Consider the following 14359-nt stretch of genomic DNA (forward strand, 5'->3'; position numbering starts at 1 on the left):
CTCATGGCAAGCGTAGCCGTCGGGACAGCATTCTCGCAGACAACAGGTGTTGTTTGCGAGGAGTTCGACCAGATACAGCTGACGCACGTATTGACGCCCACCGGCCCGCTACCGACCGCCTTGGACCCGAATGGCGTATACCCCTATATGAGTTATAGCGAGACCTCAAATCGTCCGGTGCCTAAAAGGTACCGGATGATCTCGCTAGAGAACGAGAAAGTCAAGGCTATCATCTGCCCCGATCTTTGCGGGAAAGTAATATCCCTCACTCACAAGGAGAGCGGCAAGGAGGTCTTGTACAGGCCGGACGTAATCAAATACACACGGATATTACCCCGTTTCTATTTCGTGGCCGGGGGGATCGAGGTCAGTTTCCCGATCTCCCACTCTCCCACGCAAAATGAGCCGGTGCTTTATCAGATCGATCATACGGGAGACCGCACATATGTAACATGCGGAGAACGGGAATCTCATTACGGTATGCAATGGTCTGTAGAATATTCCTTAGGAGATAAGGACGAATGCCTTACCCAAAGGGTTGTTTACTACAACCCGGGAAAGCAAGCCTATCCATGGATGTCATGGTCCAACGCCGCCCTTCCTTGCGCACCGGATACCCAATACGATTTCCCGAACGGGACCGTATTATCCCATGCCTCCACGTTGGACACGATCGACTGGAAAACCGAAGGAACCCATCATGAACGGGATATCAAAGAGATGACCGGCTACTTCTGGAAAACGAAAGACGTGAATGCTTTCGGGGCCTACACTCCCTCCTTGGGCAGCGGGCTCTATCATATCGCCGACGAATCCAGTACGCCCGGTATCAAGCTATGGAGTTATGGCGTAGCCGGCGACAAGGAATGGTCCATGCTCAGTACCCCCGACCGGCAGCCTTACGTAGAAATCCAAGGTGGCCCGATCAGCGACCAGTCCATCAAGCTCGAATTGCGTCCCGGCGAGAAAAAGAATCACGTAGAATATTGGATACCGACAGATCATCCTTTGGATATCTATTCCTTAAAGGTTCCGGCATTAAGGCTTCGCCCGATCGATCGCATCCCGCTATTCGACTGGGCCCGGAAGAATGAATCTTCCATCTGGATCGCCTTAGCCGATGCCTACAAGAACAAGTCCACGCTTCTCGCCGCCCCCTATCCGGAAGACGGGCAGTGGGCTCCATCCGGCATGGAAGATCTGGACGATGCTTTTCGTTGGGCGATCCAAATATCTCCCCGGCCGGAACGGGATTATTGGCAATTCCACTATGGGACTTGGTTGGCTGGAAGAGAACGTGTAGAGGAGGCGATCGAACAACTATCCATTCCGGATATCGATCTGGCGAAAGCTTTATTGGCAAGGCTATATGTTCGTCGGCAGGCGTGGGAAAAGGCGAGAGATACTTACGCCGCTATCCCCGAGACCTCGTGGTTGAACCTACATCCCCAGTTGGTTATCGAGCGGGATAAAGTATTAAAGAAGTTTGGAACAGAGGCTTTACCGGAACGGGAAAAATGGTTGGATAAGATAAACGCGTCCTCTGATGAATGGGTGGTCGAGCGAAAGGTACAGCTACTGATTGATAAGAAGCAATATCAAGAAGCCAAGGATTTATTACTATCCACCCGTTTCCAGAAAGTGCATCAAACTTACACCCGTACGGGACTTTGGGAACAGATCAACGAAGGCTTGGGCCTCTCCCCGCAACCTGTACCGGAACAACTCGGCGAGGATCGCTTAGCCCGGTTCGGTGCCTATCGGGAATATGAATAAAGGGAGGTGTGTGTTTAGAGCAGTAGCTTCATATAAGTCTCCGCATATTTAGCCAGAAACGCCCGGATCACTTTCAAGGCCGTAGAGATATGTTGTTGTACCGTATATACCGAGATACCCAAACTGTCGGCTATCTCCTTATGGGATTTCATATCTTTACGGCTCATATCAAAAACCCTTTTTTGTTGTGGGCTCAACGTTTCAAGCGCCTTATCCAACAATGCGTTTAAATCCGTATCCAATACCGAGTCCTCCGTCTCGTTCGTGCTATCCAATGAGGCGGACCGTATCTTATCCCTCAGCTCCAACTCACGATCCAGTCCCGCCAACAGGTTTAAGATCCGATTTTTCACGATCGTATACACATACGGGCCAAAAGGTACATTCGGGTTCAAGAAACGGCGATTCTGCCAAATAGAGGCGAAAGCATCCTGAAAAACATCTTCCGCCATATCCCGGGATTTAAGGAATTTCAAGGAAAACCACATCAAACGATCCTTATACAGGGCATATAATTCACAAAAGGCCGACTCGTCCCCTTCTAGCAAGCCCGCCACAAGCCTTCTTTCTTTCTCTGAATCAATGTCTGCCATTCGACTTATTCTCCCACTTCGATTACATAGGTTCAAATGTATGCAAAATTCCCAAAGGTAAAAACAAATTGAACCAAAATCAGCAACTCCATCATACAGCTTTATAAACTCACGATAACAAACATCTTTGCTCATTCGGAAATAATCATGTATTTTTGTCTGTTCATTTAAGAAAGGATGATGTATTGATGAAAGTTTGTATCGCCGAAAAGCCGAGTGTGGCCCGGGAAATCGCGGAAGTGTTAGGGGCAACCCAACGAATGAATGGGTATATCGAAGGAAACGGATATCAGGTAACTTGGACATTCGGGCATTTGTGTACCCTGAAAGAACCGCATGAATATGCGGAGAACTGGAAACGCTGGAGTCTGGGGTCGCTACCTATGATCCCTCCCCGGTTCGGTATCAAACTAATCGAGAATCCTACGTATGAGCAACAATTCAAGGTAATCGAGAGCCTGATGCAAAATGCCGAGATGGTCATTAACTGCGGTGATGCCGGCCAAGAGGGAGAGCTGATCCAACGCTGGGTCATGCAAAAGGCAGGTTGTAAATGCCCGGTCTACCGCCTTTGGATCTCCTCGCTTACGGAGGAGGCGATCCGGGAAGGTTTCCAAAAACTCAAAGAACAGACGGAATTCAATAAGTTATATGAGGCCGGGCTATCCCGTGCCATCGGCGACTGGTTGCTGGGGATGAACGCCACCCGCCTTTATACCTTGCGCTACGGGCAGAACCGGCAGGTATTATCGATCGGCCGTGTGCAAACCCCAACGCTCGCCTTGATCGTAAACCGGCAAGCCGAGATCGACAATTTCAAGCCGGAACCGTATTGGGAATTAAAGACCATTTACAGGAATACGACTTTCTCCGCCACGAAAGGTAAGTTCACGAAGAAAGAGGAAGGCGAGGCTTTTCTGGAGAAGGTAAAGGAACAGGATTTTACTGTTACCAGTATCACCGAGAAGAAAGGGAAGGAATTCGCCCCCCGCCTATTCGACTTGACCTCGTTGCAGGTGGAATGTAATAAGAAATTCGCGTTTACGGCGGACGATACGCTAAAGTTGATCCAATCGCTCTACGAGAAGAAGGTGACAACCTACCCACGTGTAGACACGACTTTCCTTAGTGATGATATCTATCCGAAAGTTCCCAATACCTTGAAAGGGTTGGTGGATTATACGGAGCTTACCGCTCCTTTGATGAATCAGAAATTGCCGAAAAGCAAGAAAGTGTTTGATAACTCGAAGGTTACCGATCACCATGCGATCATCCCTACCGGAGTCCCCGCCCGCAATCTTACGGATACGGAACGGAAGGTGTACGATTTGGTAGCCCGTCGTTTTATCGCCGCCTTTTATCCGGATTGCGAGATATCGACCACTACGGTCTTGGGTCAAGTGGATAAGGTAGAATTCAAGGTGACCGGAAAGCAAATCCTCAAACCGGGTTGGCGTGTCGTATTCGGAGCCGAGCAGAAAGATCCAGAGGCTGAACCTACCGAGGAAGAAGGCGTATTGCCCGATTTCGTGAAAGGAGAAAGTGGCCCACATAAACCGATCTTGAAAGAGACTTGGACCCAGCCTCCGAAACCTTATACGGAAGCTACTTTATTGCGGGCGATGGAAACCGCCGGTAAATTAGTGGATAATGACGAGCTGCGGGATGCCTTAAAGGAAAACGGCATCGGCCGTCCTTCTACCCGTGCGGCGATCATCGAGACTTTATTTAAGCGTAATTATATACGAAAGGAACGTAAGAATCTTTATCCCACCGCTACCGGCGCGGAATTGATCGGCACGATCCATGAGGAACTGCTGAAAAGCGCGGAGTTGACGGGTCTTTGGGAGAAGAAGCTTCGCCAGATCGAGCGGGGAACTTATGAGGCCCGTACTTTCCTTGATGAGTTGAAGCAGATGGTAAACGAGGTCGTCATAAACGTCCTTTCCGACCAAACCCGGCGAACGATTACGATTGAGGATACGTCTAAAGCAGCTAAAGAAACTCCCAAAGACGAACCCAAGGAGAAAAAGGAAAAGAAACCTCGTAAGCCTCGTGCCAAAAAAGAGAAAGAGAAAGCAGAGGCTACTCCTGAATTGGAGCTTCCATCAACGGATAAGCCCGTTTGCCCCATCTGTCACAAAGGCTCTATCCTCCGGGGCAAAACCGCTTATGGTTGCTCCGAATACAAGAACGGATGTACGTTCCGCTTGGATTACGCTACGTATGGAAATAATTTAACGGATGAGGAGTTAGGTACGGTTATCAGTAAATTAAAGTCTATTTAAAATATGAGAACAGAATGGTTTCCTCTGGTAAACGAGGAAGGTGAGACGATCGGAAAGGCTACTCGCAAGGAATGTCATAGCGGAAGGAAGTTGCTACATCCCGTAATCCATTTACATATCTTTAATAAGGATGGAGATCTATATCTCCAAAAACGTTCCATGAACAAGGATATACAACCGGGAAAATGGGACACGGCCGTAGGTGGGCATATTGATTATGGAGAAAGCGTGGAAGAGGCCCTGCGCCGTGAGGTTCGTGAGGAATTGGGCATTACTGATTTTACGCCTGTCTTCATCAAACGTTATATATTCGAGTCTTCCATAGAGAAGGAATTGGTAAACAGCTTCCGGACCACTTACGATGGCCCCATCACCCCCGATCCCGAGGAACTGGACGGAGGACGTTTCTGGCCGATCGAGGAGATCAAAGAGAATCTGGGGAAAGGCGCATTCACCCCGAATTTCGAAAAGGAATTCACCGCTATTTTCCTATAGGATAAAAACGCTACACTTCAGCTAGAATAGTTATTCAAGAGCCTGTTTATTCTTCGTAAGATACAGTTACATTCCACAAACCACGGCGTGAACTGTACAGACCACGACGTGAATTATACAAACCATGCTATGGTCTGTACGATTCACGCCGTGGTTTGTGGAATGTAACTATATATGATTATCTTTATATATAGTAAATAAGATGTTTTGTCCTATAGTAATCGACCTATTATATTATAACTGTAACTCCATATGTATCTTACCTCGAAACCTAACAATCTTTGCCTAAAGCACTAATACCTCTACCTTAAATCTAATGTTTGTTCAGACCTTAAAACTAATCTTATATATTAATGTGTGGTTTATACATATCTTGCGCCGTCAAACCGCATTCCTTTTTCATACGGATACAATAATCGAGCGTTCCTACCTCCGGCGTGATATTGTTGGAACCGAACGTGAACTTTACACCCGCGGCTTTCGCTTTCTGAATGATCGCTTTATTCGGAATATGATAAAGCTCGTTTATCTCCAAAGCCTTTCCACTTTTTGCCAAGGCATTCACGAAACGGTCGATACGCTCTTCTGTCCAAAACATATCATATCGGTCACTCATCGCATCGGGAAGGAAACAGGAATTCACGTACATATCGACCGGCTCTTCCAAGACAGAACAGATACGGTCCAACATCATATCCATATATGCCTGCTCATCGTCGATAATCACTTCCTTGTTTACCCATAGGTGCGTACGCCGCCCCTTATGATCCAGAAACGTCATGGCATCGGTAAACACATAGTCAAAGCTGTTGCGGGCCGCCTCCGAAAAGGTTGTTACCCACTCACGTCCGTCTGCTCATCCACGGCATTCGCCCATTGAGCGGGAATGTCTATTCCTTTCGCGCTGAACGCCTCTAAAGAGATATTCTTAAACTGAAGATTTCCACGTCCCGTACCCACCAGCGAGATAGTACCTTGGGATAACAATGCTTTAGCGTTCTCCTTCAAACGGAAAGGTTTGGAAGGCTCTATATATTCTACGACAGTCTCACCATTAATCCGCACCCGGACAAGCCGTCCTTCTACCCGGATATTCATCTTGAACCATTCGTTCTCTTTCACGAAACTCTTCGTCAGGTTCCGGACCGACACCAAGCTACCCGTCATCCGCCACCAAACCGGATCTTCCCGATCGTTGTTCAAGGCGATACGATATCCTTTACGATCCGTAGCGTCCGTATGGATACCAATATAACCTTTGCCACCGGTCGTGGTACGTACATCCATATCTAACTCGAAGTTCGTATAGCCTTTGCCATCGTTCAACAAAGCACGGGCGTTGGAACCGGCCAACGTAAGGACATCATTTTGTATGACCACGACGCCGGATGTCTTCCATGCGTTGTGATCGACCGTATCGGATACGTTCTCTTTCGTAAATCCCGTGAACACCAAACAGGCGATCACGGCGGCAATCATTAATTTAATCTTCATGGCATCTCTTTTTAAAAGTTATGCCGCGAATGTATCCGGGAATAAGAAGCAAAAAGAAGATTGATATAAAAATGTAGACAGTACGATCCACTATCCTATTAAATACAAATCAGTTAATAAAGATCACTATCCTAAAAAATGTAGATTGATTATAACGGATTCCGGTTAACCCCGATCCTCATCACCCAACCTTCAAACTCATCACGATGCACTAACGCCTTATTACGTACCTTGGTCCGGTAGTTATAGATCGTACTCAACGAACAACGAAGAAAAGCGGCTATCCTTACGCTGTCCGTAACTCCCAACCGCATCAAGGCGAATATACGAAGTTCCTTATTCAACAGATCCTCCGATTTCAAGACGATACGTTCCTCGGGCTGCAACAAAGCGTTGAAGTCCCTGACAAACGTAGGATATAATCCAAGAAAGATTCGATCGAAGTTAACATAAAGCGCTTCCACCTCATTCTCCACCATACGGGTCGAACGGAGCATCTTGAATAACTCGTCCAACTGTTTATTCATCGCCTTTTTCTGTAGCGATTTCTGGTAATCCTCCAGTTTATTAATATAGGTGGAGCAGAGATCGAGGAAATGAGCGATGTATTCCTCCTTGATATGGTTTGACTCCGATAGCTGTATATTTCGCTCTTGCAATAAATTATTCGTCTCGCTTATCTCTCCATTCAACTTTACCAAACAGGCATTGGTATTAATCAACTCTTCTCGTATCGCTGAGATCTTCCGCATCTGCCTATACACATAGGCAAGAGAAAGGATCAGAAAGAGCGTCAATAGGCTGATCAACAAGAAATAAGTCATCAATTGCCTTTTGCCCTGAGCTTCCCGTGTCTGATAGGAAGCATTAATGATAGGATAGAATTTAGAGATCTCATTCATGCGGAACTGTATATTGCAAGTAACGGCACCTTCTCCGCAGACCTCGCCTGTCCATGAGCCAGATATTTCTGCGCCAGATTTATCTTATACCGATAAGAGGCCGTATCTAAGACAGACAATAACGAATCCTTGTATAAATCAAGTTGTTTCCTATATTCAAAAGAATCCAGATTCGTGCTGTAATAAGAGAAAAACGAATAATAAGCCTCATAGAAATCCTGTTTCTGCTCTTTAGACAGCAACTCACGGTCTATGCTTCGCAACAGACCTTCCGACTCACGGTACATCCCGGAGAAAGCATAAAGCGTAGCCAGTCGTAAGCGGGAAGTATAGATGCGTGCCGTATCCTTCATAAATGACGCTATCTCCATATTCCGCTTTATGTAATAGATGGCCGAGTCTTGTTGTATTTTCTTGAACTCCTCGTATAATTGGTGGTTGATCTCATATTCCTGCCACAACGATATCTTGCTCAAGAGAAACATGTCCTTTAGCTGCGTGATCCGTTGCTCCCGTTGCTGAAGATAAAAAGATCTATTCAAGACAGCTTCATCCAGCTCCTTGGCCAGCGTGTCCCCTCTCAGCCCTCCCCATGCGAAGGCTTGAACCATCCCGACAATTAGAAATAAGATTACCTTTATTAGTTTATTCATTACACAAACCGAGAATTATCCAAAAGAAAAGGGTTCAGTCAAATCAACAGAGCATAAATAGCTTACCTCGGCTGAAGACTGAACCCAATATTTTAAAACGCCCCGAAAGGGTGTTATTTACACATCTCGTTGATGATCTGTATTAATTGACCGCCTAATTCCTCGGCTTCCTCCATCGTATGGGCCTCAGAGTAGATACGGATGATCGGTTCCGTATTGCTCTTACGCAAATGAACCCATTTATCCGGGAAATCAATCTTCACTCCGTCGATATCCGTAATATCGTATTGAGAGAACTTCTCTTTTACTTTCGCTAAGATAGCGTCCACGTCGATCTCCGGCGTTAACTGGACTTTTTGCTTGGAGATAAAATACGGAGGATAGGAAGCCTTCAACTCGCTCGTCTTCATCTTCTTCTTTGCCAGATGAGTCAGGAACAAGGCGATACCTACCAAAGCGTCGCGTCCGTAATGGCTGGCCGGATAGATCACTCCACCGTTGCCCTCACCACCGATCACGGCATTCGTAGCCTTCATCTTGGCAACCACATTCACCTCGCCTACAGCGGCAGCATTATATTCGCAGCCATGAGCACGGGTAACGTCGCGAAGCGCACGGCTGGAGCTCAGGTTACTTACCGTATTACCCGGAGTATGGCTTAATACGTAATCACTGACAGCGACCAAGGTGTATTCCTCGTTGAACATCTCGCCATTCTCGCAGATAATCGCCAAACGGTCTACGTCCGGATCTACTACGAAACCGACATCCGCTTTCGCATGTCCCATCAAATCGGAGATCTCTGTCAAGTTTTCCGGAATGGGTTCCGGATTATGAGAGAAGTTTCCATGAGGGGCGCAATGCAGCTTAAAGATTTCCTTCACACCCAACGCATATAACAAATCCGGGATCACGATACCGCCTACGGAGTTCACGCAATCGATAGCGACACGGAAGTTAGCGGCCTTAATAGCCTCCACGTCCACGAGATCCAGATTCAAGACGCTCTCGATATGTTTTTGCTTATAAGTCGCATTCGGGATTACCTTGCCCAAATGATCCACGTCGGCGAACTCGAAGTCCTCGGCGGCAGCTATGCGTAATACCTCAGCCCCCTCAGCGGCATTCAAGAACTCACCTTTCTCATTCAAAAGCTTCAAGGCATTCCATTGCTTCGGATTATGACTGGCGGTAAGGATAATACCTCCGCAAGCCCCTTCCATAGCTACGGCCAATTCGGTAGTCGGGGTCGTGGCCAGATCGATATCCACCACATCAAATCCCATACCGGTAAGCGTTCCTAGGACGACTTGTTTAACCATCGGACCGGAGATACGTGCGTCACGCCCTACAACGATCTTATTGGTCTCCACTTTTGTGTTTTTTCGGATGAATGTAGCATAAGCGGCTACAAACTTAACAATAGCTAACGGATTCAATCCGTCTTCCGGGCTACCGCCTATTGTACCGCGAATACCGGAAATAGATTTAATTAGTGTCATAAGTTTTCTTCAAATATATATTCTAGAATTTCGTAATAAGCAGGCTCACCGTTTGATTGGTCGTTATAAGTACCTCGCTTAAACGGGACTATAAGTTTTACCTTAGCCCGATCTCCGACGTACTTTAAAGGCTCTTGCAATCCTTCACTCACTAAATACGGATTGGCTTGACTGGCATAATCTCCATATGTAAACTCCCAAGGACTAGTTCCGTTACTATGGGGACCATAGTTCTGGATGTAATAAGGAGTACTATTTATATAAGCAGAATCCATCGGATAGGAAACATTACATCTGTATAGAATCTTTGTCTTGTACTGAACAGCTCTTTGGCTTGTACCCTTTTCAATTATATTCAGATATGTACCATTCTCCAATTCGACAAACTGATTTTCCTTAAACACACTATCCTCCGGAAAATCTTTCAGAATCTCAAAATCATTCTCATCAATCAATCGATTGATTGCCTTTTTCTCATCTTTCAACATATCCGTGTACGACTTTGTCTTGCTACAAGAGATAGCAACTAATGCGGCACACAGAATCAACAGGATATTAAAACCTTTCTTCATTTGTTAGTCTTTAATTGAATGAATCGCAAATGTAAATAATCTTCGTCAAACCTTACGCATGTTTGCCTAAATCTTCTGATTTATTAGGATTAAATTCCTGTAAACCTTTCTCAAACACGGCTACGGCCTCAGATAAAGAGCCATAGAACTCACCTCCGGACGCATTTTTATGTCCACCCCCGTTGAAATAAGTAGAGGCAAACTGGTTGCAAGGGAAATCGCCCACGGAGCGAAGCGATACCTTTATGTAATCGCTGTCCTCACGAATAAAGACACTAAAGCTTACGTTCTCTATGCTTAACGGTAAGTTCACGAAACCTTCCGTATCTCCAGTCTGGTACTGAAAACGATCCAGTTCCTCTTTCGATAATGTGATAAGAGCCGCCTGTTGTTCCGGATAGACCCTCATCTTCTCATACAACACATATCCCATCATACGTAAACGGCACTCGGAATAGACCTGATTCACCTTACGATAGATCAAATCCTTATCAATCCCCTTCTTGATCAATTCGCTGACAATCGTATAAATCTCCGGTTTATTCGAATTATAGGTGAACGATCCCGTATCCGTCATCATACCCGTATAGATACAAGCGGCGGCATCCCGATTCAATAAGTCGAACATCCCCATACGACAAATAAAACGGAAGATCATCTCACTGGTAGAAGACATCTCCGGATACGACATCGTCACACGACAAAAATCCGCGGGGTTCAAATGATGATCAATCATCACCTTGCGGCCTTCTGAGGCGATCACCGCCGGAGCCAGTTTCTCGATACGTTTGGGTTCATTGAAATCGAGGCAGAAAATAACATCCGCTTCCTTGATCAATTTCTCGGCGAAATCCGGATATTTCTCATGTATCACGACATCCTTAGCGCCCGGCATCCATCTATAAAAAGAGGGAAATGCGTTCGGTACCACTACCGCTACATTATCCTTACCGTAAGCGGATAGGAAATGATATAAACCAAGGGATGAACCTAATGCGTCGCCGTCTGGTGAGACATGCGTCACGATAACAAAACTCTCGCCTTTCTCTACGTATTTTTTGGCTTTCTGAATCTTCTCTTCTTGAATGATTTTAGTGATCATATAATCTTTTTGTTTTCACCCCAAAGGTACGACTTTTTTAGTTTCCGGCTATCAAAAAAAGTTCAATAAGGATCTTTACTGATATTATTAACAAAAGGGTTAAGGCGGCCAACAAAACTTTTGGTTCCCGTATCTTCATATATATCAAGCATAAAACAAGAAAACCATAACCTCCTAGCATCTCAAAGAAGCTAAAACGACCCGTAATCGTCGCATAAGGCATAACGCTAAACACGTCCACCACCCTTACCATGCCATGAACCAGCCCTTCTACGATCTTCTGTATCCAGTCATATCCACAGAAATCTACCGGATAGCCTAACCACAAAAAGGCAAAAGGAATCAAAAACATAGCCAAGAGAGTGACCGGTAGATTCGTAAACAAGAAAACTGTCGAAAATTGTCCAAAATAATAAAAACAGAGCAAAGCAGTCCCTATCTGCGCAGCTATAGACACCGTAATCCATTCCCAAGGCATGGCCAACAAAGGATTTCTCACCACTATCCATTCCTTGAAACGAGGCACTAGGAATAAAATAAAAAACACGGCCAAATAGCTTAACTGAAAACCGACATCAAACAGATAATACGGATTATAGGCCAGCATACAGAAAGCGGCGGCGACCAATGTATTATATCCATCCGTAACACGCCTAAGCGCCCTTCCTGTTAAATATAAAGACAGCATCAAGGCGGCCCGTACCGCCGAGGGCGCTAATCCTGTGATAAAGACAAACCCCCAAAGACTTCCCACCAGAATGATATAACGAACCCAACGTCCTATCCCCCATTTTGGCATAAACGAGCAAAAGAAAGATAAGAATCCACAAATCACGGCAACATGAAAACCGCTCACCGCTAATATATGAGACACGCCCGCCAAAGAGAAGCGCCTTTTCGTTTCCCGACTCATCGCTTTCTTATATCCCAATGTCAATGTAGCCAAAATAGATTTCTCCTCATCAGACAAACGCAAACGATCAAATGTATTTACCAAAGAATATTGAGCCTTGGTAGCCAATAAATCTAAAGAAGAAGCAGGCTCATTTACAAGCGCTATACGCCGGTCACTATACCAACAGACCTCAACCGCCAAACATACAATCAAAACAGAGACTATAGCTCCCCATATCCAACGGGAATCGTATCGCAACTCCGCATGCCCTCGCCCCCACGAGAACCCCAGAAAAAGAAAAACCAGAGCAGATAAAACCCCTAAAACATATAAAAGCAAAGAGGTAGGTAAAAACGCATAGCATAAAATTCCGGTTATCCATAAAAAAAGCGGCCGTACAAAAGGCCGCTTTTGTATTTCCTCAATCATGATAGTTAGGTTTTGTGATATATTAATGTGTTCTACAAAGCTTTCAAGTCTTTAATTGTTTGTATCGGATCTGGAGATTTGAATACGAAGTTACCGGCGACTAATACATCGGCACCTGCGTCAACCAAACGCTTTCCCGTCTCTAAATTCACCCCGCCATCTACCTCGATCATAGTACTCAATCCCTTCCGGTCTATCATTTCCCGTAGACGGGCCACCTTATCTACGGAATGCTCAATGAAGCGTTGACCACCAAATCCCGGATTCACGGACATCAATAAAACCATGTCCACATCTTGGATTATATCTTCCAATAAGCAGATGGGCGTATGCGGATTCAAGGTAACACCCGCTTTCATGCCCGTTTCCTTAATAGCCGCTACCGTCCGATGCAAATGGGTACATGCCTCATAATGCACGTTCATCATATAGGCTCCCGTAGCCGCGACCTCAGGGATAAACTTCTGGGGCTCCACGATCATCAAGTGCACATCCATCGGCTTCTGGCATATAGGCTTTAATGCGTTAAGTACCGGGAAACCAAACGAGATATTCGGCACGAATACCCCATCCATAATATCCAGATGCAACCAATCGGCGTCACTTTTATTTATCATCTCCACCTCCTTCCGCAAATCCAGAAAATTAGCGGAAAGCAGGGAAGGCGCTATCAAATGCTTCATAATCTTGTCTTTTGTTTTTACAAAAGTACACAAAAAAAGAAAGAGAACCTAATAATATAGATTCTCTTTCCGTAATTCTTAGTTCAACACATACCCGCAGAGCTCCGGACGTACAGCCGGTTCCGCTTGATAAGCCCTCGCAAACTGTTTCAAGAAATCCATCGTTTGCTTCCGAGGCGAACTTTTCGCCTCCGGGGCACTTTTCACTTTTTTCTCCAAATCATCCATGCATTGCGTAGAAAGCTTCCTCATAGGCACCTTTATTTTTATCTTGTTTGCTAATAAAACGTAGGGACCTAAGACTTATTGCATGGAAAGAAAATTATTTTACACCATAGATAGCTCGATACGGTTCTCATCGGCCATACGGCGCATATTCAATATAGCGTAACGCATACGCCCTAAGGCCGTATTGATGCTAACCCCCGTGATATCGGCGATTTCCTTAAAACTAAGATCTTGATAGTAACGCATCTCCAACACCTCACGCTGGTTATCCGGCAAATGCTTTACCAATTTCTTCACGTCAGACAATACTTGATGGCGCACGATATTATCCTCTATCGTACCATCGCAAAGCTTGATGTTATTAAATAAGTCGATTTCTACCTCATCATTCGAGATCGTGTTCTCGCTACGTTCCTGACGGAAATTATCTATAATCAAGTTATGGGCAATACGAGTAATCCATGCCTTAAACTTGCCGTTCTCGGTATAGCGACCTTGTTTTATAGTCATGATAACCTTCACGAAGGTCTCTTGAAAGATATCCTCCGTAAGCTCTTTGTTACGTACTATGAAATAAATGTAAGAATGAATGCTACTTTTGTATCGATTTAATAAAATATCGAAAGCGGCATTATTACCTTCTGCATAAAGGACAACCAATTCCTCGTCGGTCATCATTTTTAAAGTCTTCATTACTTTCACATTTTTAGTTTATTCGAGTAATGTTTATGCTATAGGCGATGGGGT

At 45.3% G+C, this 14359-nt stretch carries 13 protein-coding genes and 1 pseudogene; 3 read left to right on the forward strand and 11 right to left on the reverse strand.

Annotated elements, in window-relative coordinates; genetic code table 11:
* Nucleotides 1–3 precede the first annotated feature (3 nt).
* Nucleotides 4–1776 carry a DUF5107 domain-containing protein gene (locus tag DWX33_RS10380; RefSeq protein WP_233570165.1) on the forward strand — a complete coding sequence of 591 codons (1773 nt, stop codon included), beginning with the start codon at nucleotides 4–6 and terminating at the stop codon, nucleotides 1774–1776.
* A 14-nt stretch (nucleotides 1777–1790) separates the two neighbouring features.
* Here DWX33_RS10380 and DWX33_RS10385 read toward each other — a convergent pair whose 3' ends face one another.
* Complete coding sequence (locus tag DWX33_RS10385; RefSeq protein ID WP_122380350.1) at nucleotides 1791–2369, reverse strand: RNA polymerase sigma-70 factor; 579 nt, start codon at nucleotides 2367–2369, stop codon at nucleotides 1791–1793.
* Nucleotides 2370–2557: 188 nt separating this feature from the next.
* Between DWX33_RS10385 and DWX33_RS10390 the strand changes: the two genes are divergently transcribed.
* Nucleotides 2558–4657 carry a DNA topoisomerase 3 gene (locus tag DWX33_RS10390; protein WP_034527038.1) on the forward strand — a complete coding sequence of 700 codons (2100 nt, stop codon included), beginning with the start codon at nucleotides 2558–2560 and terminating at the stop codon, nucleotides 4655–4657.
* Between the two features lie 3 nt (nucleotides 4658–4660).
* On the forward strand, nucleotides 4661–5152 hold the full coding sequence (locus DWX33_RS10395; protein ID WP_009017132.1) for an NUDIX domain-containing protein: 492 nt from the start codon (nucleotides 4661–4663) through the stop codon (nucleotides 5150–5152).
* A gap of 343 nt (nucleotides 5153–5495) precedes the next feature.
* Here the strand turns inward: DWX33_RS10395 and DWX33_RS23150 are convergent.
* The 10 genes and pseudogenes from DWX33_RS23150 to DWX33_RS10435 form a co-directional block, all read right to left on the reverse strand.
* Nucleotides 5496–6646: pseudogene (locus DWX33_RS23150) on the reverse strand (family 16 glycoside hydrolase).
* Nucleotides 6647–6795: 149 nt separating this feature from the next.
* The gene (locus DWX33_RS22840) at nucleotides 6796–7548 is read right to left on the reverse strand and encodes a DUF6377 domain-containing protein (RefSeq protein ID WP_233570166.1); all 753 of its coding nucleotides are present in this window, start codon (nucleotides 7546–7548) and stop codon (nucleotides 6796–6798) included.
* Nucleotides 7545–8201: a hypothetical protein gene (locus tag DWX33_RS22845; RefSeq protein ID WP_233570167.1), complete on the reverse strand. Its 657-nt coding sequence runs from the start codon at nucleotides 8199–8201 to the stop codon at nucleotides 7545–7547. The genes DWX33_RS22840 and DWX33_RS22845 overlap by 4 nt, the downstream gene beginning before the upstream one ends.
* A 113-nt stretch (nucleotides 8202–8314) precedes the next feature.
* Entirely contained in the window at nucleotides 8315–9703 is a 1389-nt protein-coding gene (gene glmM / locus DWX33_RS10410; protein WP_008774233.1) for a phosphoglucosamine mutase, read from the reverse strand.
* Nucleotides 9700–10275, reverse strand: a complete 576-nt coding sequence (locus DWX33_RS10415; RefSeq protein ID WP_009274924.1) for a DUF4827 family protein — start codon at nucleotides 10273–10275, stop codon at nucleotides 9700–9702. The genes glmM and DWX33_RS10415 overlap by 4 nt, the downstream gene beginning before the upstream one ends.
* A 52-nt stretch (nucleotides 10276–10327) precedes the next feature.
* Nucleotides 10328–11377: a bifunctional oligoribonuclease/PAP phosphatase NrnA gene (locus DWX33_RS10420; protein WP_005866290.1), complete on the reverse strand. Its 1050-nt coding sequence runs from the start codon at nucleotides 11375–11377 to the stop codon at nucleotides 10328–10330.
* A 37-nt stretch (nucleotides 11378–11414) separates the two neighbouring features.
* Nucleotides 11415–12701 carry a ComEC/Rec2 family competence protein gene (locus tag DWX33_RS10425; RefSeq protein ID WP_087345358.1) on the reverse strand — a complete coding sequence of 429 codons (1287 nt, stop codon included), beginning with the start codon at nucleotides 12699–12701 and terminating at the stop codon, nucleotides 11415–11417.
* 32 nt (nucleotides 12702–12733) lie between these two features.
* Nucleotides 12734–13384 (reverse strand): ribulose-phosphate 3-epimerase, encoded by a 651-nt coding sequence (gene rpe / locus DWX33_RS10430; protein ID WP_008774230.1) that lies wholly within the window; start codon nucleotides 13382–13384, stop codon nucleotides 12734–12736.
* Between the two features lie 78 nt (nucleotides 13385–13462).
* Nucleotides 13463–13636, reverse strand: a complete 174-nt coding sequence (locus DWX33_RS22535) for a hypothetical protein (protein ID WP_005858156.1) — start codon at nucleotides 13634–13636, stop codon at nucleotides 13463–13465.
* Between the two features lie 75 nt (nucleotides 13637–13711).
* On the reverse strand, nucleotides 13712–14305 hold the full coding sequence (locus tag DWX33_RS10435) for an RNA polymerase sigma factor (RefSeq protein WP_008774229.1): 594 nt from the start codon (nucleotides 14303–14305) through the stop codon (nucleotides 13712–13714).
* Nucleotides 14306–14359: the final 54 nt, after the last annotated feature.

This window comes from Parabacteroides sp. AF19-14, assembly GCF_003635485.1.
Classification (GTDB): Bacteria; Bacteroidota; Bacteroidia; order Bacteroidales; family Tannerellaceae; genus Parabacteroides; species Parabacteroides distasonis.

What these genes read in the sequence shown, in the direction of transcription:
- DWX33_RS10395 (WP_009017132.1), top strand. Translation starts at nt 4,661, where the DNA reads ATGAGAACAGAATGGTTTCCTCTGGTAAACGAGGAAGGTGAGACGATC.
- DWX33_RS10380 (WP_233570165.1), top strand. Translation starts at nt 4, where the DNA reads ATGGCAAGCGTAGCCGTCGGGACAGCATTCTCGCAGACAACAGGTGTT.
- DWX33_RS22535 (WP_005858156.1), bottom strand. Translation starts at nt 13,636, where the DNA reads ATGAGGAAGCTTTCTACGCAATGCATGGATGATTTGGAGAAAAAAGTG.
- DWX33_RS22840 (WP_233570166.1), bottom strand. Translation starts at nt 7,548, where the DNA reads ATGAATGAGATCTCTAAATTCTATCCTATCATTAATGCTTCCTATCAG.
- DWX33_RS10435 (WP_008774229.1), bottom strand. Translation starts at nt 14,305, where the DNA reads ATGAAGACTTTAAAAATGATGACCGACGAGGAATTGGTTGTCCTTTAT.
- DWX33_RS10390 (WP_034527038.1), top strand. Translation starts at nt 2,558, where the DNA reads ATGAAAGTTTGTATCGCCGAAAAGCCGAGTGTGGCCCGGGAAATCGCG.
- DWX33_RS10385 (WP_122380350.1), bottom strand. Translation starts at nt 2,369, where the DNA reads ATGGCAGACATTGATTCAGAGAAAGAAAGAAGGCTTGTGGCGGGCTTG.
- DWX33_RS10425 (WP_087345358.1), bottom strand. Translation starts at nt 12,701, where the DNA reads ATGATTGAGGAAATACAAAAGCGGCCTTTTGTACGGCCGCTTTTTTTA.
- rpe (WP_008774230.1), bottom strand. Translation starts at nt 13,384, where the DNA reads ATGAAGCATTTGATAGCGCCTTCCCTGCTTTCCGCTAATTTTCTGGAT.
- DWX33_RS10420 (WP_005866290.1), bottom strand. Translation starts at nt 11,377, where the DNA reads ATGATCACTAAAATCATTCAAGAAGAGAAGATTCAGAAAGCCAAAAAA.
- DWX33_RS22845 (WP_233570167.1), bottom strand. Translation starts at nt 8,201, where the DNA reads ATGAATAAACTAATAAAGGTAATCTTATTTCTAATTGTCGGGATGGTT.
- DWX33_RS10415 (WP_009274924.1), bottom strand. Translation starts at nt 10,275, where the DNA reads ATGAAGAAAGGTTTTAATATCCTGTTGATTCTGTGTGCCGCATTAGTT.
- glmM (WP_008774233.1), bottom strand. Translation starts at nt 9,703, where the DNA reads ATGACACTAATTAAATCTATTTCCGGTATTCGCGGTACAATAGGCGGT.